Here is a 21,954-nt window from a genome sequence, read left to right on the forward strand (position 1 = left end):
ATTCCTCAATTAACAACCCCAGTCAGCCAAATGCGCAACAGAATATCTTACCCTCATACGATAAAATATGGATGATAGCTGTATTTGAGCATACTAAAATTTAAAACTACCAAGCCTGAAACGTACTAAAACACTATATAACCAACAGTGAGCTGACCGTGTCCCAAGATACCGAGCAACCCCCTAACTCTCAGAACAACTTGCCAAACGATAAGGCTCTGCATACGAGTACCACAAGTCACGTAAATTCAGATGACGATGCGCTGAATGGCAATCACGAAAATAACAGTACGGAGCACAGTCATACACTACAGCACAGCCACGCTGTAAAAGACAGCTCTGATGTGGACAGTCATCACTCAGATGACCACATAAAAGCTACCGAAGAACTAGATAATGATGACTTGCCAGAAGAAATCAGCGAAGAAGATAAAGAAACCATCAAAAAAGTCGCCAGTGATGACAATCTAAGCCAAGCAAAAAGCTACGCCAGTATCTTGGTAGAGCAAGTCATACATGCCAAAGAAACCTTTCAGCGCTCACTTGGTTCGTTATTTACCAGTGCCTTTACCGCTGGACTCGAGATTGGTATCAGTTTTTTTGTGATTTTATCCGCATTTGCACTACTAAATGACGTATTGCCCAGTCGCTATGCGATGGTATTGTCATCCCTGCTCTATCCGATTGGTTTTATTATCGTGGTGATCGGTCAGTCGTTATTATTTACCGAACAGACATCCCTACTCAGTCTGCCTGTGCTCAATAAAATCGAACCACTACATAAATTGCTCAGGCTGTGGGGCATCGTTATTGCTGGTAATATCGTGGGCGGTTGTATATTTGCAGCCCTTATGATTGGTCTAGGACTACACATGCACCTGTTTACAGATCATGCCATTGACGCTTATGCCGAGCATATCTTGGGGTTTGAGTGGTGGGTGATCTTTGGTAGTGCAGTACTGGCAGGCTGGATGATGGGCGTCGCGGCATGGCTAGTGACTTCTGCCCGTGACACTCTGAGCCGTATCGTCTTGGTCACACTCATCACTGGTAGTATCGGATTTTTGGGATTGCACCATAGTATTGTTGGCAATATCGAAGTATTTTCAGCACTACTATATGGCAACACCGTCAGCCTTTGGCACTATTTGGTATTTTTAGTCGTGGTACTAGCCGGCAATACGGTGGGCGGCGTGGTGTTCGTTGCCGTACTCAAAAACCGTACGTTCTTATTTGAAATTGAAAAGGTCAAAGAGCAAACTGCCGAGGCGAGAGCAAAAATAGACAGACGAAGATTTTAGATTCGAGATGAAAAAAGGTACTACACACAAAAGCCCGCAACGCACTTCCTTATACGAAGCGTGTTGCGGGCTTTTTTATTTCGCCATACATTGCTACTTTTTTGCCAAGTACTGTCTCAACTGGCGTGACAATACATTACTACGGTTATCTTAAACACCTTACATTCTACGTGCTGCCAATACACTGTTTTCTATCTCGGTTTTTTTGGCTTTATTGTGCTGAGCTGTGAATACTCTGACCATGATACCAGCGGTCAAGAACATAATTAGCGTATAGATAGCTGGCGTCAACGACATCTTATAGTTAGCGAGCAGCGTCAATGCCATAAACATCGATAGCGTACTGTTTTGTAGACCGACTTCCATGGTGATTGATCTTCTCTGTTCAGGATTGAGACCAAACCATTTACTCGTATAATACCCAAGTGCCATCGTTGATACGTTTAATATGAGCGATACAGGACCAGTAGCAATTAGAGCCTCTACGATGATGTCTCGTTGCACATAGCTCAAGAAAAGCACCAAGAAGCTCAAAAAGATCACCCCAAAACGAGATACCATAACCTGTGCTCTATCAGCAAATTTAGGCTTATAGTTTTTGATCAGCATCCCGATACTAACCGGCAGGATAGTCAGCGCAATCAGGCTAATCATGGTCTTGGCGACTGGCAATTGAAACTCGCTGCCCGCTCCCATGAAATAGACGAGCGAAAAGCTAAGTACGATAGGAATGGTAAATACAGTAATGACGCTGGCAATAGCGGTCATTGTAACCGACAGGGCGACATCGCCTTTGGCAAGATAAGTGAATAGGTTTGATGTGGTGCCACCAGGACACAGTACCAGCAACATAACCCCAACCGCATACTCAGGCTCTAATGACATAGACGCCGCTAAAGCAAAGCCAACTAATGGTAAAAATATAAGCTGATTGGTGAGACCTATACCGACGGCCTTGGGGTACTTGACGACTCGTTTAAAGTCATTGGTAACTAGGGACAGTCCCATTCCCATCATAATCAAAAAAATACTGATAGGAATAACTTTTGAATTTACAAACGTGACTAACTCCACACCTTCCATAACTACATCCTTGTAGATAGAGCCCTTACACGGGCAAGTTTATGACAACGTTGTGATGCTCAATCAGCCAATCCTGCTGATATCTGGGGTAACAGCCATCGATGTTGTCAGCTCTTTATATAATCTTGATTCACACAACTGTGTGCTTAGAACGACAATTTTTTGATGATACTCATCTTTTACGGTATTAATTCTTTATGGTACTGGTCTTTTACGGTATTGGTTTTTATAGTACGAGTACTTGTAATACTGATTCTTGTAGTACTAATTTTTGGCAATAACGATTTTTAGTCCATACGAACCGAAATAATAACGGAACGGCAAAATTCAGTATATCGTTGTAAAAGTGCATGGTTTTGATTTTTTTGACTACTCGTCAGTCAACTATCAGTTTATATGTCTGAGACTGAGGTAAAAACGATCTAGACGGGTATCACGTGAGGTGTAGCAGATGTATGGTCAGTACTGATTACCGCTGTACCATAGGCTATGGCTTCTACCATACTGCCCAATTGGTTGACATTGGTGACTTCTAAGCGCAAACCATAGATATGTGTGTAGCCTTTGGCTTTTGCTTGGGTGCGCATACGGACGATCGCCTCACGGCGCGCGCGATCTAATAATGTCTCGTAGGTAGTTAGGTTTTTGCCAAAGACACTCAGTACACGGGCGATAATCATTTTGAAATAATCTTGAGCGATGACGACACTACCAAGTACCAGCTCGCCTTCACTACCCACTGCTAACTTGGGACGGTATAGACGTTCGCTTGAGACAGTAATATCGCCCAATGCTTGCTCTGCTACTATTAACTGTGCCAAATGCTGACGCTCGTGGCGTGATCCGAAGAACCAGCCAGCCGCGAATAAGAAGACAAACGGCCCATAGTTGATGAGCACTTGCGTGAGTGAATCATTCATAGCACGTTTCTCATCATAAAAAGCATCGGTGCTTTTAACATTATAGGATTTAGTATTGTAGTCTTTAATATTATAGGATTAACCAAAAGGATTAAAACGCGGTAAATCATCGGGTGCGACTTGGGTCTGAGTATTTGTGTTTTGACTAGAATGATTATAACCATCGCTTGGCGGGTTTTGATACTGCTGTTGTGATATCGGCGCAACCTTGACCGCCGTACCATAGACAAACAGCTCTGACGCACCTTGGGCGATGCTAGAAGTTGAAAAACGTAGACCGACCACCGCATCAGCACCTAACGCCTCTGCTTTGACAATCATGCGATCGATTGCTTCTTGGCGTGACTCTTCTAATAGCTCGGTATAAGCCGTCAGCTCACCGCCAACGATGTTTTTTAACCCAGCGAACAGATCCTTACCGACGTGCTTTGAGCGCACGGTACTACCGTACACCACGTCTAGGCGTTCGGTAATTTGATAGTTAGGTAAGTGTTCAAGGTTAGAGAGTTGCACAGTCATAGGATGACCTTATCGGTGACTTATAAAATACGTGGTAAACTAAAGCGCTGCGATACAGCATAGGCAAAATAGAAACAGCACTGCTAATAGCGCTGTTTCTTAGCATTATTAATCGTTGGTATGAAACAATAAGAACAATTCAGTCAAATTGCCTTCGATACTATTGGCCATCTGTACCATTTTGTCTTCGTCTTTACGCATCTCAGATAGCTCTGGGTCTTCATCATCGATACCGCTTAGTACGATCATTGGCAAGGTCAATACCGCGACGTCTTCTGCCGTTTCTTGATCTTCGAACCAATCGCTTGCTTCGTCACCATACATGGCATCGACGAAACCAATTGACCAAGCAACGATGTCTGACTCATCAGAGAAATCAACCGCCACTTCTTCGTTACCAGCATCTTCACCAAATGGTAATTCGATCGGCGTCTCGTTTTTTAGCTCAGCCATGATCGAATCGCGCCAGCGTTTAATGCCATCGATGACATTTTCTGGAATCTCACTTACGTGACCTTCGAACAGGGCATCCATCCAGTTAGGCAATGGACGACCGATGACCGTCGCTGTCAAAAAACCATGCGCTGCGACACTATCTAGCACGAACTGGCTTTCTTGATTGTCCAAATAGTCTAGTAATTCATCAAAACTTAGTTGGTTACTCATAATTTGGTTTTCCTTAGCAGATAGATGTCATCAATCGCAGTGGGCGATCGGTTAAATAAAAGAGGACGAGTACTTAAGTAGAGACTAAAGGCTGCTTAATTAATCGAACTCAAGCAACCTCTATCAGGTAAGTATTATCGAGATGAACTGGTTGCGAGCAACCCTAGAAAATTAGAAAATTGGCAAACAGCAGGCAACCAGTTTGATTGGTTAAATAATTTTAGTCACTAAAATAGTCACTGTCATTAAAGTAGCCACTAAAGCACTTTAGTCCACTGAAACGACTGATGCCGACAAATTAAAAATCGTCATCATCCCAATCATCGCCGTCTTCATCGAAGTTGTCTATATCGTCTAGATCGTCTTTTAACTCTTTAGCCAAACGCTTTTCTTCTAGCAAATTATCGATTAGCCGACGTTTTTCAAGACTACTTAAACGTGTACGTACGCTCGTCTCAGCTTCTTCAACCATCTTTGCATCATCATCGTCGACAAAATCATCATCAAAATCGTCGTCAATATCAGCGTCACTCATGACAAACTCCTATCATTTTTAGGCAAGGGTATTAAGAATACATCAATATATATATGCCTTATAAAGTCTCTATTGAATGTTGTCAATCCTTTTTCGCAATATGGTACATTTCAACTCTACGATTAAGATAGTCCAGTAGGCTATATAACAGACAATTGTAATATAAATGACCAAATACAGTCGGCATTAAATGTGTAGCTCGTCCTCATCTTCAATCATTAGAACTGCGTTGCGCACATCGGCCAAACGCTGAATCAATGAGTCGTTAGCACCATCAAATATCGCACACTCACGCTCATAGACGGTAGTTGGACGCATGATGTTATGTACTTGTACATGATTGCTGATTTGCTTGAGACCGGCATTTGGCAATAGTATCAATAGCTGCTCTTTTTTGCCGATACTCTGGAGCAAATGGGTCATTGGCTCTGATTGCGCGTCATCACTCACGCCCGCTTTTGCTGGTAAGGCAAAACGTGATAGCTCAATATGCTTATCGTGGATAATTTTGTTGAGCATTAAATATAGCTTGGCAAGCATCACGCCTGCGAGCGCTACTTTTGCGTGGCTATTATCAGCCTTTAGTACCACACTTGCGCCATTATCTTCAAAGTGAGCTTCATTCATCGCACTCACACCCAACAACAATGGCTGTCTTAGTAGCTCAGTCACGGCTTGATTGAGCAGCTGAGTGCAGAGTGCTAAATACGGAAGACGCTGCGCAGGTGCAAGGCGTTCAAGCATATTGAACTCATCATGGAATACGACTTGAACTTTGACGCTATCAACGGATCGGGTGGCAGACAGTTTAGACGTATGACTGGCAGCTTGAGAAGCAACACCGCCTGTATCTGCTATTTCGCTTTCGCTACCTTCACCCGCACCCGCTAGATTGTCAGTATCACTACCTGTCTCTTGGTTTTGCTGGGTTCTAAGATACTCGTTCACTTCATTATGCACATTAAACTTGCGGGCATTAGTCACTTCGTCATCTGTGGCGTTTGCCGTATTATCAGTCGCTACTTGACTGTCTGCTAAATTAGGCGCTGACTGGCGCTCAAGTTCACGGTCATAGCCGCGTTGATCGACTGGTCTGTATTGGTCGCGATACAATTCTTGGATATCTCGACTCAATGCATTGATTTGCTCTTTGGTCGGACGAGCGAGGTAACCATAAATCAACCAAAGCAATAAATGTAGTAGCATGGTGCCGATGACAAACGGCCACTGCATGGCGATAATCTCGCCTTTGCTGACGTCTTTTAGGGTCAATGCCACGCTACCGATGACTGCATCGCCATTGGTGGCGATTTGACGAATGGTGTCACCTTGCTGCATTGGCGCATTGCCTACTGGTACCAAGATATCATCGTTGTTGTCCTTAATCAGTATCCGTGTGACGTCTTGCTCGCTGGTATAGCGGTTGGCAATAACGCTTAAACTCACACGGTCTTTATTTTCTAAAGACAACCTTGCTTCATCAATCAGCTGGGCGACCATCTGCTCGCCTTTTAACGCACGACTATTGCTCAGCTGTTGGTCAGTACTAATGACCAATAACAGCGTCTGCAAACAAAAACTAACCAGAAGAATAATGGCAAACAACCCTTGCCGCGGCGCTAAATACGTCATGATATGTTAAACTTTTTTGGAGAGAAGAAATTAAAAAACGAGGCTACTGCTCATTTTTTGGCTAATTTTTAAACAATTGTGATGCGCGCCAATGGTAGTGCGCACATAGTGATAAAGCAGTACTGATTATCAATGACTATCAACACCATCAATATTATTGCCAGCTTCACTATCTTTGATACCTTTTGCCTTACTATCTTTTGCGAAGGCATCGTTAATAAGAAAGCACAGCCGATAAACAGCCAGCTTATCTCATCTACTATATCACCATAATAAGCCTTATAGCGTGAGCGCTTTATAAATTTATCATAATAACTTTATTGCATTTTCTATGGCTTCTTACACCATAAAATCTGTTTTTTAGCATCATTGTTACTTTGCGCGTCATCTATAGGCGCTGCCCAGTAAAACTGTTATTATTCCTAATCTTATATGAGCATACAAGGGACAATTGAGCCATGCCAAAAAATACATCTTATTCGTTACCAAAAGACAGCAAAGCATGGCAACAAGCCGTTGATTCTATTGCGGCATTATTACCCGAAGATACCAATTTGCAAGACTTTGATGCGCTACAGTCGCTACCTGTTTTTGCGCTCATCGTAGTACTGCCGACTCAGGTATCTGCATTAGATATTCATCAGTACGTTCAGTCGTGGGTCGATGAACAGCCAAGCTGGCATCTAGTAACGGTTGCGGAAGATACTGACGCTAACTTCGTCAATATCACGGTATCTGATACAGAGCCTACAGCAGCAGACGCACAGCGCCTACCCTTTACCCATACTCAGGTCTACCGTTATCTGTTAGTGCCAGTCACTGACACACTAATGCATCCTGGCAAAAAAACCGCAGCCGCTCACATCATTGATGATCAGCTGACCACTCGCTTGCGTCATGACCTAACTGAAGAATATAACAATACACGCAGTGCAGATAGCACAGGCAACATAAACGTCGTGGACTGTCATATCTTGTCTGTCGGTCATATGCTACGGACGCACAAACTTGCCTGCTTCGATATGGATTCAACCTTGATCGAGCAAGAAGTCATCGTAGAGCTGGCAAAAACGGCTGGGATTGGCGAGGAAGTAGAAGCCATCACTGAAGCCGCAATGCGCGGTGAAATTGATTTTGATGAATCGTTTGCTCAGCGTGTGGCCTTGCTAAAAGGCACTTCTACTGATGTGCTTGATGATATCTGTAGTCGCCTAACGTTATCGACTGGTGCGCGCACGACGATTAGTGCGCTAAAAGCATTGGGTTATCATACGATGCTAGTTTCAGGCGGCTTTACTTATTTTGCCCGTTATATCGCTGAGCAGTTGGGTATCGATGAAGTGCATGCCAACGCTCTAGATATCGAAGAAGGTGAAGTCACTGGTCATGTACAGTGGCCTATTGTCAATGGTGCCAAAAAAGCTGCTATCGTTGAGCATACTGCTGAGCGCCTAGGCATTGAGACGTCACAAGTGGTCTGTATCGGTGACGGTGCTAACGACTTACCGATGATGGCACTGGCTGATCTGGGTGTGGCCTATCATGCCAAACCAATCGTCCAAGCACGTGCTGACGCCGCTATCAACGTGACAGGGCTTGAAGGTACTCTGTACGCTCTTGGCTATCCTGCACTGGCGCCTACTGAGTAATTGCAGAATGCTTTATGCCATTTAATAAGCTAGGTTAATGTTTTGTCATTAATCTGGCTTTTATACTTTAGGGCGTGGCTTAGACAAGGAAAGTAGCGTAGATAGTATCGGTATATTAGCTAGCTATTTGACGATGTCTGACAAGATTTATCCATTTTTAGTTCAGTTAGATGCCTATTAAGTGAATGGAAGATACGCCTTAGTACGTGATGATAATTAATAAAATCTGCTATGTACGCTTATTTTTAGCTAATGCTTACTTTTAGATGACACTTATTTTTAAATGATAAAGGAATGCTCATGACGGCACCACAATCTCCACGGCCAACTCAGCCGTCAGCGCCAACGCTACTAGAACAAGATACGGTACCTGTACGTACCGATAGCCCGAAGCAGCTGGTAGGTATCTATGTCAGAGGGATGGCCATGGGAGCAGCTGATATTGTGCCTGGCGTCTCTGGCGGCACTATTGCGTTGATTGCAGGGATTTACGAGCGCTTGATTAACGCACTTGGCAGTATCGGCCCCAATCTTTGGACGATATTTCGTCAGGAAGGTGGCATCAAAGGATTCGCTGCAATTTGGCGACAAGTAGACGCGACATTTCTATTGTGTTTGCTACTGGGTATTGCCACTAGCTTTGCAACTTTAGCCGGTATCATTAAGCATTTATTGGACAACCAACCATTGCTTATTTGGTCGTTCTTTTTTGGACTGGTCGTCGCAACGGTATTTATCTTACTCAGTGAAATTAAACGCTGGAATATAGGGCGTGTCGCACTGTTCGCGACTGGGCTTATTGCCGCTGTAGTCATTAGTAGTATGCCGTTACTCACGACCACGCCTAGCTTACCGTATTTGTTTTTTGCAGGGGCAATTGCTATTTGTGCCATGATCCTACCAGGCATATCAGGGTCGTTTATTTTGCTATTGCTAGGCGCTTACGATGCGGTATTAGAAGCAGTCGATACAATGAATTTGAGCGCCATTTTCACAGTCATTGCGGGTATGGCGACTGGGCTACTGCTATTCACGCGCGCACTTAAGTGGCTACTCTCGCATTATTATCAGGCTACCCTGGCATTGCTGACGGGCTTTATCGCAGGCTCTCTAATAAAAGTATGGCCATGGAAAGTAGATGCGCTAGGCTCGCTAAATACTGAAGCTGTCCATAATGTCATGCCATGGCAATACCCTACTGGTGCACAGTGGTCAACGACAGTAGGACTTATGCTGCTCGGTGCTATTCTAGTTTCGCTATTATCGTGGTGGGGTAATCGTACCAATCGAGTCTAAGTATTCAACGAACTGTCAGTCCTGCTTTCTAGTTTGGCTCGGTCTGCTAGCTAATAAACGCCTTCATAGACTAGCAAAACCATTCCCATATTACTCAGAATAAGCGCCTGACCTCACGGCGCTTAGCCTAAAACCTAGCTATTAAATATCGCAAAACAAGCCAAAAAACCAAACGTCAACGGTTGTCGCAAAGTCGCCTGTACCCTCTTCAGCTTTACTCAATAACCTCTCATAATAGTCTCATTGGAATTCACCTTATGAATAGCGAGATGAATGATGTTAATGACTATATTTTCTTTTATCGGTATAGAGGCATGGAGCGGCGCGGCATGGCTGGGTTATGGAATCCTAGCCAGTTTAGTAGTGGTGCTCGCCTTGTCGTCATATCGTTGGCTACTGCTATATCTGTTTGGCGGTATGGCCTATTGGTTCACCGTTGAGTTGATTCAAAATATATTAGCCGGTCGTCCTATGTTGATGGAGCTATCATCATGGCATCGCTATATCATCGCTATGGGCATCAGTTGGTTACCATTAGCAGCTTGGGTACTGTATCGGGCATTACGCTATGATGATGTGAGCCAGACCGTTAGTCAGCAACGTGAGCTAGAAGCCGCACGCTATATCGAACACACTCCTGTCTACGATGATAACTATCAGCCACGTTTCCGTTAAAACTGTCCTATTTATACCTGTGCTTGTCTATATCAATACCTTACTTACGTCAGTGACATCGAATGTTACAAGATACTTAACGCTCTCTACTTAACTCCTAAAGAGTTGGCACCCTGTGATAGTTTATAATCCAGTTATATATTTGTCATAAAAACTGGTATAAAGTACGCTTTATTTTTATGCCTCATTTCTTTAGGAGTTCTGCTATGTTTACTGTTCCTGTATTAGATATCAAATCTGATCCATTAGATGCTTTATTGGCTGTCGTTGGCTATCGTTTGTCTATGTTAGCTGATAGCGATAACGAAGACGTCAAAGCGTTATTCGCTGATCGTCAAGTTACGATTGAGTTTGCTAGTACTGAGTCTGATATCGCTCGTTCTTTTAGCTTTGATAATGGACAGTTTAGTCAACAAAGCGGCCATGCAAAAGAAGCCGATTTGACCATCACTTTCAAAGACTCTATGACTGGCGTTAGACTGCTGACCAAAGGTAGCTTGCCTGCTTTTATGACTGCTGTACAAGAAGGTAACTTGAGCATCGAAGGCGACTATAGCCTAATGATGTGGTTCAACAAACTTGCTAAGTATATCGTTCCAGCTATCCCAGAAGAGTGCAAACCATATATCCAAAAAGCTAAACCTTACGCTTATAAAGCACAGAAATTTGCTGAGCATTGGGTTGGTATCGCTAAGCACAAACTTGGTAAATAAAAAGAATGGTGCACTGAGCGGTAGTCATTGGTAGAATGGATGATATAGAACTAAATAGCCAAACGTCCAAACGTATAGTTACTATTTATGTGCGCTACTGTGACAATTATACATACTGTCTAGCAGTGTTCTGATTTTCTAAAAAGGTTGCGGTATACTATACGGCAACCTTTTTTGTTACCTTATAAATGACAATAGATAAAAACATTGGTTTTATTTAATACTCTCTCATTCTTATAAAAGGACTTACCTTATGGCAGGATTGCTTAGCATCTCCGAACCTGACGCCACCCAGCCAACTGATCTAGCCACTCAGCCAGATGCGACCAACAGTGATTTTTTGGCCAGCATAGCTACAGACGCGACTCAAACTGATAATAAAGTAGTTACAACATATAGCCGTGAAGAAATCGCGCAACTGTTTGACTTACCTCTAATGGACTTGCTGTTACAAGCACAAACCATCCATAGAAAGCATTTTACTGCTAATGAAGTACAGATCAGCACGCTACTCTCTATCAAAACGGGCAACTGCCCTGAAGATTGCGGCTACTGCTCACAGTCAGGCCATCATCGCGACACCACCAAACTACAAGCAGAAAAACGCATAGAAGTTGACAAAGTCATCGCAGCGGCCAAACGTGCCAAAAACAGTGGCTCATCGCGTTTCTGTATGGGTGCCGCGTGGAAACATCCAAGTGCCAAAGACATGCCCTATGTGGTTGAGCTGATCAAAGAAGTAAAAGCACTGGGACTTGAAACTTGCATGACACTAGGCATGCTTGATACCAATCAGGCAACACAGTTGGCCGATGCAGGGTTGGATTACTACAACCATAACCTAGATACTTCACGCAGCTACTATGAGCAAGTCGTCAGCACGCGCAGCTATGATGAGCGTTTAGATACGATAGAAAACGTGCGTAACTCTGGCATTAATGTCTGTAGTGGTAATATCGTTGGTATGGGCGAAAGCCGTGATGATCGCATCGATTGGGTACTTGAACTGCTAAAAATGCCAAAAGCGCCTGAATCAATTCCAGTTAACTTATTAGTACCTATTGCAGGTACACCGATTGGGGATAAAGTATTAGCCGAAGGTCAGCTGTCTGTACTTGAGTGGATTCGTACTATTGCGGTCGCCCGTATTTGCTGCCCGACTAGCTACGTGCGCCTATCTGCTGGCCGCGAAAGTCTGTCAGATTCTGAGCAAGCGTTGGCATTTATGGCAGGCGCTAACTCATTCTTTTATGGTGACAAGCTTCTTACTACTGGTAATGCCAGCCAGTCAGGTGACGACAGACTCATGCGTGAGCTTGGCCTAACCAAACAGTTTGCCGCACCAAGAGCGCCTAAAGTACTGCCTGTAATGGATGCGATGAATGGTCATCAAACACAAGTTGTATTGGCAGATTAAGCCCACGCTAAAAAATATAAGCTAAGCAAGAGAAACTATGATGGCAGATTATTTTAACTGGATTAAAGCGGCGCACATTATCTCGATGGTCTGCTGGTTTGCAGCGATATTTTATTTGCCGCGCCTGTTCGTCTATCATGCGATGAGCGACGATAGCATCAGTCATGAGCGCTTTGCCATTATGGAGCGCAAGCTGTATCGCGGCATCATGACTCCATCGATGATAGCGACATGGATCTTTGGTCTATGGATGTTAGGACTGGGCTGGGATGTCTATAAAACCCAAGGCTGGCTACACGTAAAATTGCTATTAGTAGTGCTGCTGTCAGGCTATCATGGCGCTTGCGGCTTTTATCGTAAAAAGCTAATTGATAATCCACACTATAAAACGCATAAATTCTGGCGCTGGTTTAATGAAGTGCCTGTCTTTGCCTTAGTGATTATCGTCATTCTAGTCGTGGTAAAACCGTTTTAATATAAGAAAAACCATTTAACCTGTAAAGCAAAAGCGTCCGTAACTTCAATGAGTTGCGGACGCTTTTTTATTCACTTATAGAACAGGTTGTCAAACTGGAGATATCGAACACTAAACGCTCGGACGCATAATTTGATAAACATTGCTTAAGTCATAAACGCGATAACGAGCTGGCTCACGGCGATTTTCACCAGCATAGCTCAGTATCAATGCCTGCTTGGCACGCTCATCGACCCAACCGACGAACAGACCACTATGCTCGACGCCATTGTAACCATGATTGATATAATAGAGCCAGTCGCCTGCTTCAATCTCACTGCTACTAGCATAGGGCCCTTGCGCATAAGTGCCTTTGTGTATGGTATTACGCGATACCCCTGCCCGATTGAATACCGCATTTAAATAGTCCCAGCAGCCACCTTGAATAATCGTGCGCTCGTTAAGTGCCATTTTTCGGGCGGTACTGACCACCTCACGTGCTGCCATACTACTCTGCGTCTCGGCATTGCTCAATAGCGGTAGATACTCGCTATCGACATTGTCATAGTTGCCTGATAAAAACACTGGTAAGACTGTAGGTGCTGAACGCTGTACCTCAGGATAACGATAGGACGTATTCATCGTTGGTTGAATAGATTTTTGAGCGATAAGCATACTCATACTATCTGCATGGGCTTGTCCTACCATGCCGCAGGTAAATAGTAAAAAACCGCACAACGCGGCGACTGGCGATATAGACAAACGCAGCATGACTAACTCCTTGTCAACTAAATCTCAATGACAGTATCAATAATAAGAAGGATAAATTTTATAATCCTACTTATAAACCATTTGCGCACAAATCTGCAAGCACTATTCGCCTGCGATAGGTGATAGACGGTATAAATATACTGATAGATGACAATATTGGGAAGAGGCATGTCGAATGAAATTTAAAATGACACTTGAGTTTGAAGTTTAGATAATACCAAGATGATAGCCATGCTTTCATAAAGTATGAAATTGAGAAATGATACTAATTACTCTTCATTTTAATATTTACATGGCGTTTCGTTAGCGCTTGCCCTTCTAAGATAGCTTTCGCAGCTTTTGCTTCTTGAGCAATCTCAAAGCCAGTAATACGATATTTACGGACGTCACTGCTATCGACAATCTGTAATTGCTCGCCAATCAGTGTTATCTTATCACCGTCAGTCAAATGAATATGTTCACGCTTACCTAAATTATCATGTACCAGCTCACCCGCCCGAACCCATAACGTCCCGCTGCTAATCATGCCACTCATGGATTTTTTCTGCTGTTGACGCTTTTTGTTAAACACAAAACTACCGATAATAAGAAGCGCAAGTGCACCAATGGCTAGACGCTCAGGCAATAAGCTCATCGCCATAGCGACTGCGACGGCCCCTACCAATAATGCAGAACCAAACCAAAACATGCCATTATCAGCAGCACTTGATTGCCCTTGTAAGGTGATTTTGGCGCCATCATCAGTCAGCTTTAGCATGTGTTGTTACCTATTACGTAATGTACGAATATTTTCTATTAAAAAACTGCCTATTAGCAGCTAACAGGCAGTTATTGACACTAAAAACAAAGACAGTGTGTTGTATCTAAACGCTAGTCTACCAACCAAGCGCCGTCTGTTGCATTTTAATCAATTCAGCGATGCCTTTTTCAGCTAATGACAGCATAGCATCTGCTTGAGCACGAGTGAACGGCTTTTCTTCAGCAGTACCTTGCAGCTCAATGTACTCGCCTTTCTGGGTCATCACAACGTTCAAGTCGGTATCACAGCTAGAGTCTTCTTCGTAGTTCAGATCAAGATATGCTTCGCCATCTTTCATACCAACGGAAACCGCAGCAACCAATCCGATTAGCGGATCTGCTTTAAGTTTCTTGGCCTTTTGGATACTCTCTAGCGCATCGATAAGCGCAATCGCAGCACCAGTGATACTGGCCGTGCGAGTACCACCATCCGCTTGCAGTACATCGCAATCAAGATAGATGGTGTTTTCACCAAGTTTACTCAGATCAATCATGGCACGTAAACTACGACCGATCAAACGCTGAATCTCTTGCGTACGACCTGACTGCTTACCGCGAGCCGCTTCACGCTGATTGCGCGTGTTGGTCGCGCGTGGCAACATGCCATACTCGGCTGTGATCCAACCTTTGCCTTTACCCTTGAGCCAGCGCGGCACACCAGATTCTACACTGGCAGTACATAGTACCTTGGTATCGCCAAAACTTACCAATACTGACCCTTCAGCATGCTTCGTATAATGGCGCTCAAAGCTGATCGAGCGAAGTTGGTCAAGCTCACGATTGTCAATACGCATAAAAATTCCTAGTACAATGTTATAAAAGCAGTGTCATAAAAATACCTATCAGTCGTTAGTAAACACATTGATAGGTATGTAGTCGACTAAAATCTTAAGATATCCTAACGTGACAACGGCGCAATAGCAAGATTCGCACCTGCCATTACGCCATCGTTATCAACAGAATGTCAGATATAAACTACTCTAACCCTTCCATCTTACGCAATTCCTTACGTAGGATTTTGCCAACGTTCGACTTTGGTAATTCGTCAACGAACTGTATATGACGTGGGCGCTTATAGCCAGTCAGTTGTTTTTTGCCATATTCTAGTAGCTCTTTTTCAGTCACGTTGCCTTTTTTGACCACAAACAGCTTTGGCTCTTCGCCGCGATCATCGTTCGGTACACCAATAGCACCGCATTCTACGACTGCTGGATGCTCACTCATCGCCTCTTCGATTTCGTTTGGATAGACGTTAAAACCAGACACTAAAATCATGTCTTTTTTGCGATCGACAATTTTGATAAAGCCTTTTTCGTCCATGATGCCGATATCGCCCGTTTTTAAGTAACCGCTAGCCGTAAAAGATTCTGCGGTTTCTTTCGGACGATTCTGATAACCAATCATGACCTGTGGACCTTTTACGCAGATTTCACCGCGATCGCCCATGGCTACTATATTTTCGTCATCATCAATGAGCACAATATCCGTACTAGGCGCAGGAATACCGATTTTTCCAGTAAATTCCGCAATAGTCATCGGATTAAATGCTACCACAGGTGAGGTCTCAGACAAGCCATAACCTTCAACGATAGGCAGGCCAGTGATTTTATGCCATTCCTTCGCTACGCTAGGTAATACTGACATACCGCCGCCGATAGACGCTTTTAGATTAGAAAAGTCCAAATCAGCAAAGTTATCTTTGTGTACTAAGCCGTTAAACAAAGTATTCACCGCAGGGATAAACGCTGGCTTGTACTTGGCCATCTCTTTGATAAGCCCATCAAGATCGCGCGGATTTGGAATGAGTAGCGAGGCATAACCTTGATACATACTACACATGCCGCAGACCATAAATGAGAATACGTGATATAACGGCAGTGCGGTCAAAATCACATCTCTACCATCTATATCATCATCAAATGCACTGTTCATCAGCGCGCTGACCTGTAGCATGTTAGCGACTAGATTGCCGTGAGACAGCATCGCGCCTTTCGCTACTCCCGTCGTACCACCAGTATATTGCAGTAGCGCTACATCGCTTAAGTTTAACTCAGGTCGTTGGTACTTACTGGCTGATTCCGCATTTAAGGCATGCTTGAAGCTCACGCTATTCGGTATGCTATAAGCAGGAATCATCTTTTTGACATGACGAGCCACAAGATTAACCACGGCTCCTTTAATCGTACCTAGCATATCACCAATGGTACACACGACTACATGCTCTACCTGACCTTTGTCTTCAGCATCTTGATAGGTCTTGGCAAAGTTTTCAACGATAAATAGCGCTTTCGCACCACTGTCATGCAACTGATGTGACAGCTCACGGCTGGTGTATAGAGGGTTTACATTGACCAACACCATCCCTGCGCGAATGATACCCAAAGCGACCACTGGATACTGCAAGACGTTGGGCATCATTACCCCAACTTTATCGCCTGCAACCAGTCCTATTGACTGCAAATAGCTAGCAATCTGGCGACTATATAGATCTAATTGCTTAAAAGTAATCGATGAGCCCATGCAGATATAGGCAGGTTTTTGGCCATAACGGCTAAAATTACGCTCGAACACATCCAGTAAAGAGGTATTGTCTTCTGGCATCTCGATAGTAGCATCGATGCTATAGCGCTCATAAGCGCTCAGCCACGGACTATCACCGTCGATGGTCGGCATAGTAGGAAACGCATTGCTTTGATAAATGTCGTTAGTAGTATTGTCTTTATCATTAGTTGCAGCGCTATTATCTGCCGTTTTTTTATTAATATTATCCGTCATAATTTTCCCTAAATGTTACTGTTAAAAACATTGAATATGCTAATGGAAACACCATTTTTTATGATTATCGCTGACAGCAGAAGCTTATGAATAAGAAATAGATAAGTATGAACGGGTTTGTCATTCATAAGCTTTGCAAATTAAAGTGTATTGCTGGGTCTATGATAAATAATACTACCACTCAGTACGACCAAGTCGAAAACGATATTTACTACCATGATTTTGCCTGTTACCTTGAGCAGAACCAGTACGATTTTTTGGATGAAAACAAAAATACGTCGATGGGCACTATAGCAGTTTTAATAGATATTCTCTATTAATAGTAGCTGTCATCCGCAAATGTCAAAAGCGATAAAGACAAAAAAATGATAAGACAGCATGGTTGCAGCCTTATCATTTTTGGTTACTACTTTAGTTACGACAGTATCTAATCGAGCGTTACTTTCACATGTATCTTTAGTTGATACACGCAGCTATCAAACAACTCTCTAGGTGCGTGTATCAGCAAATTAACCGTGGTTTTTTTCTTCAAGTACGCGTAAATCTTTGCGCAAAATCTTACCAACGTTCGATTTTGGTAGCTCATCAATAAACTCAACACGACGAGGACGCTTATAACCTGTTAGGTTCTCTTTACCGTACTCAAGAACTTCTTCGGTAGTCAGACTAGGATCATTACGGACAACATAGATCTTAGGAATCTCACCGCTTTTCTCGTCTTCGATACCGATGACACCACATTCTAAAATCTTAGGATGGCCAGCCATGACTTCTTCGACTTCGTTTGGATAAACGTTAAAACCAGACACCAAAATCATGTCTTTTTTGCGGTCAACGATGGTCACATATCCGTTGTCAGCCATGATACCGATATCACCAGTACGGAAGTACCCATCTGCTGTCATGACTTCGGCAGTAGCATCTTCACGGTTCCAGTAACCTTTCATGACCTGTGGACCACGAACACTAATCTCACCGCGCTCACCAAGTGCCACTTCATTACCTGCATCATCCAAAATTGCCACATCTGTTGCTGGCATCGGTACACCAATGGTACCTGTGAATGTTTTACTGTTGCTAGGATTAGAGGTCGCAACTGGTGCTGTTTCAGACAGGCCGTAACCTTGAATGATAATATTACCAGTTACTTGACGCCATTTTTCTGCTGTTGGGCTCAGTACTGCCATGCCGCCGCCCATCGATTGACGCAGCTTGCTATGATCCATCGCGATAAATTCTTCGTTGTTAGCAAGTGCGTTGAACAACGTGTTTACCGCTGGGAAGAACGCTGGTGGATTGGCTTTATATGCTTTTAACAAGCTATCAAGATCGCGTGGGTTTGGTACTAATAGAACCACACAACCGCGATACAGACCGAACATGCCACATACGGTAAATGAGAAAATATGATACATCGGCAATGCCGTCATAATCACAGGTTGCTCACCTCTTTGATCGAAATCATCAAAAGCAGTGCCCAAAAAGGTATTAGACTGAATTAAATTTGCTACCAAGTTTTTGTGCGTTAGCATTGCGCCTTTCGCCACACCTGTCGTACCACCGGTATATTGTAGGACGGCGATATCATCGAGTGTGATATTGGTTGGGCGCTTATATTTGCTAGCCGTGACTTGCTTTAGTGCTGTTTTGAAGCTGATGCTATTAGAAATACTATAGTCTGGTACCATTTTTTTGACATGGCGGACGACCGTATTAACCATAAAGCCTTTGAGCGTACCCATCAAATCGCCCATACCAGTAATCACGACTTTATCGACCACATTGCGACCGATGTCTTGATAGGTTTTGGCAAAGTTTTCGACCATGATTAGCACTTTGGCGTCTGAATCAGTCAGCTGATGTTCAAGCTCTCTGGTAGTGTACAGAGGGTTGACGTTGACTAAGGTAAAGCCTGCACGTAGTACAGCGATGACAGAGATTGGTAACTGCAAAATGTTGGGCATCATGACCGCAACTTTATCGCCTTTGACCAATCCTAATGACTGTAGATAAGCGGCCATTTGACGGCTGTATAGATCCACTTCTTGGAAGCTTAACGATGAACCCATGCAGATATAGGCAGTTTTATCAGCATTTTCAGCGAAGCTTTTTTCGAAAATATCGATAAGTGACGTATTATCGGCTGGCAACTCAATGTCATACTCCAGACCAAGTTCTTCATACGTTTTTAGCCAAACTTTATCGTCACGACGGGTTAAGTTTCCTTGATTTTCCATAATCTTTTCTCTCCTAGTAATAATACATTACCGTCAACCCACGCCAATCACAGTGTGATAAATATACAAAACGTCAGAGTCTTGCCTATCGTTATGATAAAAAGCAAGGCGGCGACATATTTGTATAGTGCTGAGCGAACAATATAGCGGTAAATAGCCCTTTGTTCATTAACATACACACTTTATACATAGTACTCAATACAAAAGATTGCTACACCAGTTCTCAAATAGGCTTGACGCTCAATATCCCTATAAATATCAATATATTAGACTAAAAATATCAGTCAAGCCATTAGAAAATATGACCCTTGACTTTTGCTCCCTAATGACCATCCCGACACGATATCTGTTCACTATCGGCTATTTTTCAGCGCACTCGCCAGCTCAGTCAACGTCACAAAGTTGCGACGAGTACCATCAGTATCGCTACTTGGTCTATCTGCGATACTACTTTTGACAAGTTTAGTGCTATCACTGTACTGCCAATCATTAATATAATCGCTTTGAGTCAAGCGTTGACCGAACCCTGCTACTGCCATCGCAAACTGAGTATCGATACTGGCTTTATTTAAAGCGTGGCTAGTTTTATTAATCGGTTGGCTAACGAGTTTGGAGCTACCACCTGTCGGTGCTTTATAACGAATTTTTAGATAGCCAAGCTCATTAGATTTCTGTTTGTTATTCGAACTAATACTGGCATTGCTGTCAGCATATCGACGATCGCTATATAACCCTTTCTGTCCTTTTGGTGTCACTTCAAACAAGGCGATAACCGCCTTACCTGCCCCGAGCTCCCCTGCATCAATTTTGTCATTATTGAAGTCTTCTTCAGCCAGTACACGATTTTCATAACCAATCAAGCGCCACTCACTCACCACATCAGGATTAAATTCAACTTGGACTTTTACGTCTTTAGCAACGGTGTTAAATGTCGCGGCTAATTCATCACCAAAGACTTTTTTTGCTTCGGTTAAGCTGTCAATATAACTGTAATTACCATTGCCGTTATCCGCCATCTGCTCCATCATGTGATCGTTCAGATTACCGCGACCGAAGCCAACGGTAGACAAAGAGATACCGCGATCGCGATTGGCTTTGACCAAATCAAGCATCTCATCGACATCACTAATACCGACATTAAAATCGCCATCCGTTAACATCATGATTCGATTGATACCGTTCTTTTTTAAACCCTGCTCAGCTTGCCTGTAGGCCAATTTCAGAGCATCTTCGCCATTGGTCGAGCCTGAGGCGTTTAATCCCTCGATCGCAGCCAATATTTTTGCTTTTTGGTCACCACTGGTCGTAGGTAACGCCACACTAGTACTACCTGAGTAGGTCACAATACTGATGCTGTCTTGGGCACGCATTTGCCCTGTCAACAACTTAAGCGACGACTGTGCCAATGGTAGCTTATCGCGTGACGACATAGACCCTGAGACATCTACCAAAAATACGAGATTGGCAGGTGGCATAGACTGCTTATCCGTTTTTTGCGACCAGCTACTATCAACGGCTTTGATACCGACTTTGACGATTTTATTATCCTGATCTGCCCTATCCCAAGGTGAGTCCACTACTTCAGTTGATACGACAAACGGGGCACTACCTAAGCGTTTGCCATCATCAAATTGATAGTTAAAATAATTAATCAATTCCTCTACCCGTACGGCATCAACAGGTGGTAGTTGACCCTCGTTTAAATAGCGGCGCACATTGGCGTAGCTGCCCGTATCGGTATCGATAGACAAGGTTGATACCGCCATATCCGTAGTTCGATGTACAGGATTAGCTGCGTTTTTTTGATAGTTGTCTTTTGCCTCTGGCGTGACTATGATGCTCGGTGATGGGCGTACGATACCTGTCTGCGCCGCAGAACGTATCATCATCTGTTGGCTGATGACGGATGGCCTGACGCTGGGTGACGCCATGATAGACTCTGACATCACTGCTGCATCTTGATTGACTGTGCTGCTTGTCTCGGCTGGTAGCGTTTTGCTCATTTGTGAAGTATTACAGGCTGTCAATCCTAGACTGGCTACAGCAGTAATCAACAGCACATTTCTAGTAGTGTTTTTCCCTAGGTGCTTACTTTCGTTTTTTAGTATGGTAGAGGCAGATATTTTAGATAAAGGGTCAAATGACATAACAGAAACTCCTTATTGTAAGATAATTCAGTAGCGACTTGTCCGTGTCAATATATGGTTAATGCTATCTAAATAGGCAAAGCAGCCGCCTTCTTCAGTCTATTAACTGTCATACTTTCAGTTATTAATTTTGCATTAAAACTATTCTGTACCTACTTTTTATAGACTAATAATAGATAAAATATCCTAAATAAAAACGATTAAACCTTAAGACATTTATTAACCATATAAAAAACAAATATTAGATTTACTATACTTAACTTAATCTATAAAAGCTATGAATCACCATACTATAAAAGACCTTTATAAGCGCTTATTTTAAGCACGTCACGAGATGTCGTATATTCTGACATACGTCTTTTTAAT

19 protein-coding genes are annotated in these 21,954 nt (G+C 43.3%); 7 read left to right on the forward strand and 12 right to left on the reverse strand.

Features of this window, described 5'->3' with window-relative positions; genetic code table 11:
* The first annotated feature begins 158 nt into the window (after window positions 1-158).
* Window positions 159-1,301 carry a formate/nitrite transporter family protein gene (locus AK824_RS11360; protein WP_057761646.1) on the forward strand — a complete coding sequence of 381 codons (1,143 nt, stop codon included), beginning with the start codon at window positions 159-161 and terminating at the stop codon, window positions 1,299-1,301.
* 159 nt (window positions 1,302-1,460) lie between these two features.
* Here the strand turns inward: AK824_RS11360 and AK824_RS11365 are convergent, their stop codons facing one another.
* The 6 genes from AK824_RS11365 to AK824_RS11390 form a co-directional block, all read right to left on the reverse strand.
* Window positions 1,461-2,384, reverse strand: a complete 924-nt coding sequence (locus tag AK824_RS11365) for a bile acid:sodium symporter family protein (protein WP_057761648.1) — start codon at window positions 2,382-2,384, stop codon at window positions 1,461-1,463.
* 422 nt (window positions 2,385-2,806) lie between these two features.
* Window positions 2,807-3,304: a YbjQ family protein gene (locus AK824_RS11370; RefSeq protein ID WP_057761650.1), complete on the reverse strand. Its 498-nt coding sequence runs from the start codon at window positions 3,302-3,304 to the stop codon at window positions 2,807-2,809.
* Window positions 3,305-3,382: 78 nt separating this feature from the next.
* Window positions 3,383-3,823 (reverse strand): YbjQ family protein, encoded by a 441-nt coding sequence (locus AK824_RS11375; RefSeq protein WP_057761652.1) that lies wholly within the window; start codon window positions 3,821-3,823, stop codon window positions 3,383-3,385.
* Window positions 3,824-3,931: 108 nt separating this feature from the next.
* Entirely contained in the window at window positions 3,932-4,489 is a 558-nt protein-coding gene (locus tag AK824_RS11380; RefSeq protein WP_057761653.1) for a YecA/YgfB family protein, read from the reverse strand.
* A gap of 298 nt (window positions 4,490-4,787) precedes the next feature.
* Window positions 4,788-5,024 (reverse strand): PA3496 family putative envelope integrity protein, encoded by a 237-nt coding sequence (locus AK824_RS11385; protein WP_057761656.1) that lies wholly within the window; start codon window positions 5,022-5,024, stop codon window positions 4,788-4,790.
* Window positions 5,025-5,210: 186 nt separating this feature from the next.
* Window positions 5,211-6,656, reverse strand: a complete 1,446-nt coding sequence (locus tag AK824_RS11390) for a hypothetical protein (protein WP_057761658.1) — start codon at window positions 6,654-6,656, stop codon at window positions 5,211-5,213.
* 458 nt (window positions 6,657-7,114) lie between these two features.
* On the opposite strand from AK824_RS11390, the gene serB reads away from it, so the two are divergent.
* The 6 genes from serB to hemJ all read left to right on the forward strand — a co-directional run bounded on the left by serB (window position 7,115) and on the right by hemJ (window position 12,881).
* Window positions 7,115-8,305: a phosphoserine phosphatase SerB gene (serB, locus tag AK824_RS11395; protein ID WP_057761660.1), complete on the forward strand. Its 1,191-nt coding sequence runs from the start codon at window positions 7,115-7,117 to the stop codon at window positions 8,303-8,305.
* Window positions 8,306-8,605: 300 nt separating this feature from the next.
* On the forward strand, window positions 8,606-9,601 hold the full coding sequence (locus tag AK824_RS11400) for a DUF368 domain-containing protein (protein WP_057761662.1): 996 nt from the start codon (window positions 8,606-8,608) through the stop codon (window positions 9,599-9,601).
* 282 nt (window positions 9,602-9,883) lie between these two features.
* Complete coding sequence (gene aciT / locus AK824_RS11405; protein ID WP_227511168.1) at window positions 9,884-10,276, forward strand: AciT family ciprofloxacin tolerance protein; 393 nt, start codon at window positions 9,884-9,886, stop codon at window positions 10,274-10,276.
* 206 nt (window positions 10,277-10,482) lie between these two features.
* Window positions 10,483-10,989 carry an SCP2 sterol-binding domain-containing protein gene (locus tag AK824_RS11410; protein ID WP_057761664.1) on the forward strand — a complete coding sequence of 169 codons (507 nt, stop codon included), beginning with the start codon at window positions 10,483-10,485 and terminating at the stop codon, window positions 10,987-10,989.
* 253 nt (window positions 10,990-11,242) lie between these two features.
* A complete protein-coding gene (gene bioB, locus AK824_RS11415; RefSeq protein ID WP_057761667.1) occupies window positions 11,243-12,406 on the forward strand; it encodes a biotin synthase BioB in 1,164 nt (387 codons plus the stop codon).
* A 40-nt stretch (window positions 12,407-12,446) separates the two neighbouring features.
* A complete protein-coding gene (gene hemJ / locus AK824_RS11420) occupies window positions 12,447-12,881 on the forward strand; it encodes a protoporphyrinogen oxidase HemJ (RefSeq protein WP_057762639.1) in 435 nt (144 codons plus the stop codon).
* A 111-nt stretch (window positions 12,882-12,992) separates the two neighbouring features.
* Here hemJ and AK824_RS11425 read toward each other — a convergent pair whose 3' ends face one another.
* From AK824_RS11425 to AK824_RS11455, 6 genes are all read right to left on the reverse strand, one after another.
* Window positions 12,993-13,631, reverse strand: coding sequence for a hypothetical protein (locus tag AK824_RS11425; protein WP_057761669.1), 639 nt, complete (start codon window positions 13,629-13,631; stop codon window positions 12,993-12,995).
* 265 nt (window positions 13,632-13,896) lie between these two features.
* Complete coding sequence (locus tag AK824_RS11430) at window positions 13,897-14,388, reverse strand: hypothetical protein (protein ID WP_057761671.1); 492 nt, start codon at window positions 14,386-14,388, stop codon at window positions 13,897-13,899.
* Between the two features lie 118 nt (window positions 14,389-14,506).
* Window positions 14,507-15,223, reverse strand: a complete 717-nt coding sequence (rph, locus tag AK824_RS11435) for a ribonuclease PH (protein WP_057761673.1) — start codon at window positions 15,221-15,223, stop codon at window positions 14,507-14,509.
* Window positions 15,224-15,404: 181 nt separating this feature from the next.
* On the reverse strand, window positions 15,405-17,204 hold the full coding sequence (locus AK824_RS11440; RefSeq protein ID WP_082624644.1) for an AMP-binding protein: 1,800 nt from the start codon (window positions 17,202-17,204) through the stop codon (window positions 15,405-15,407).
* A gap of 509 nt (window positions 17,205-17,713) precedes the next feature.
* Window positions 17,714-19,441 carry an AMP-binding protein gene (locus AK824_RS11450; RefSeq protein ID WP_057761677.1) on the reverse strand — a complete coding sequence of 576 codons (1,728 nt, stop codon included), beginning with the start codon at window positions 19,439-19,441 and terminating at the stop codon, window positions 17,714-17,716.
* Between the two features lie 353 nt (window positions 19,442-19,794).
* Complete coding sequence (locus tag AK824_RS11455; protein ID WP_057761679.1) at window positions 19,795-21,588, reverse strand: vWA domain-containing protein; 1,794 nt, start codon at window positions 21,586-21,588, stop codon at window positions 19,795-19,797.
* Window positions 21,589-21,954 lie beyond the last annotated feature (366 nt).

Source organism: Psychrobacter sp. P11G3, from assembly GCF_001435845.1.
Lineage (GTDB): Bacteria > Pseudomonadota > Gammaproteobacteria > Pseudomonadales > Moraxellaceae > Psychrobacter.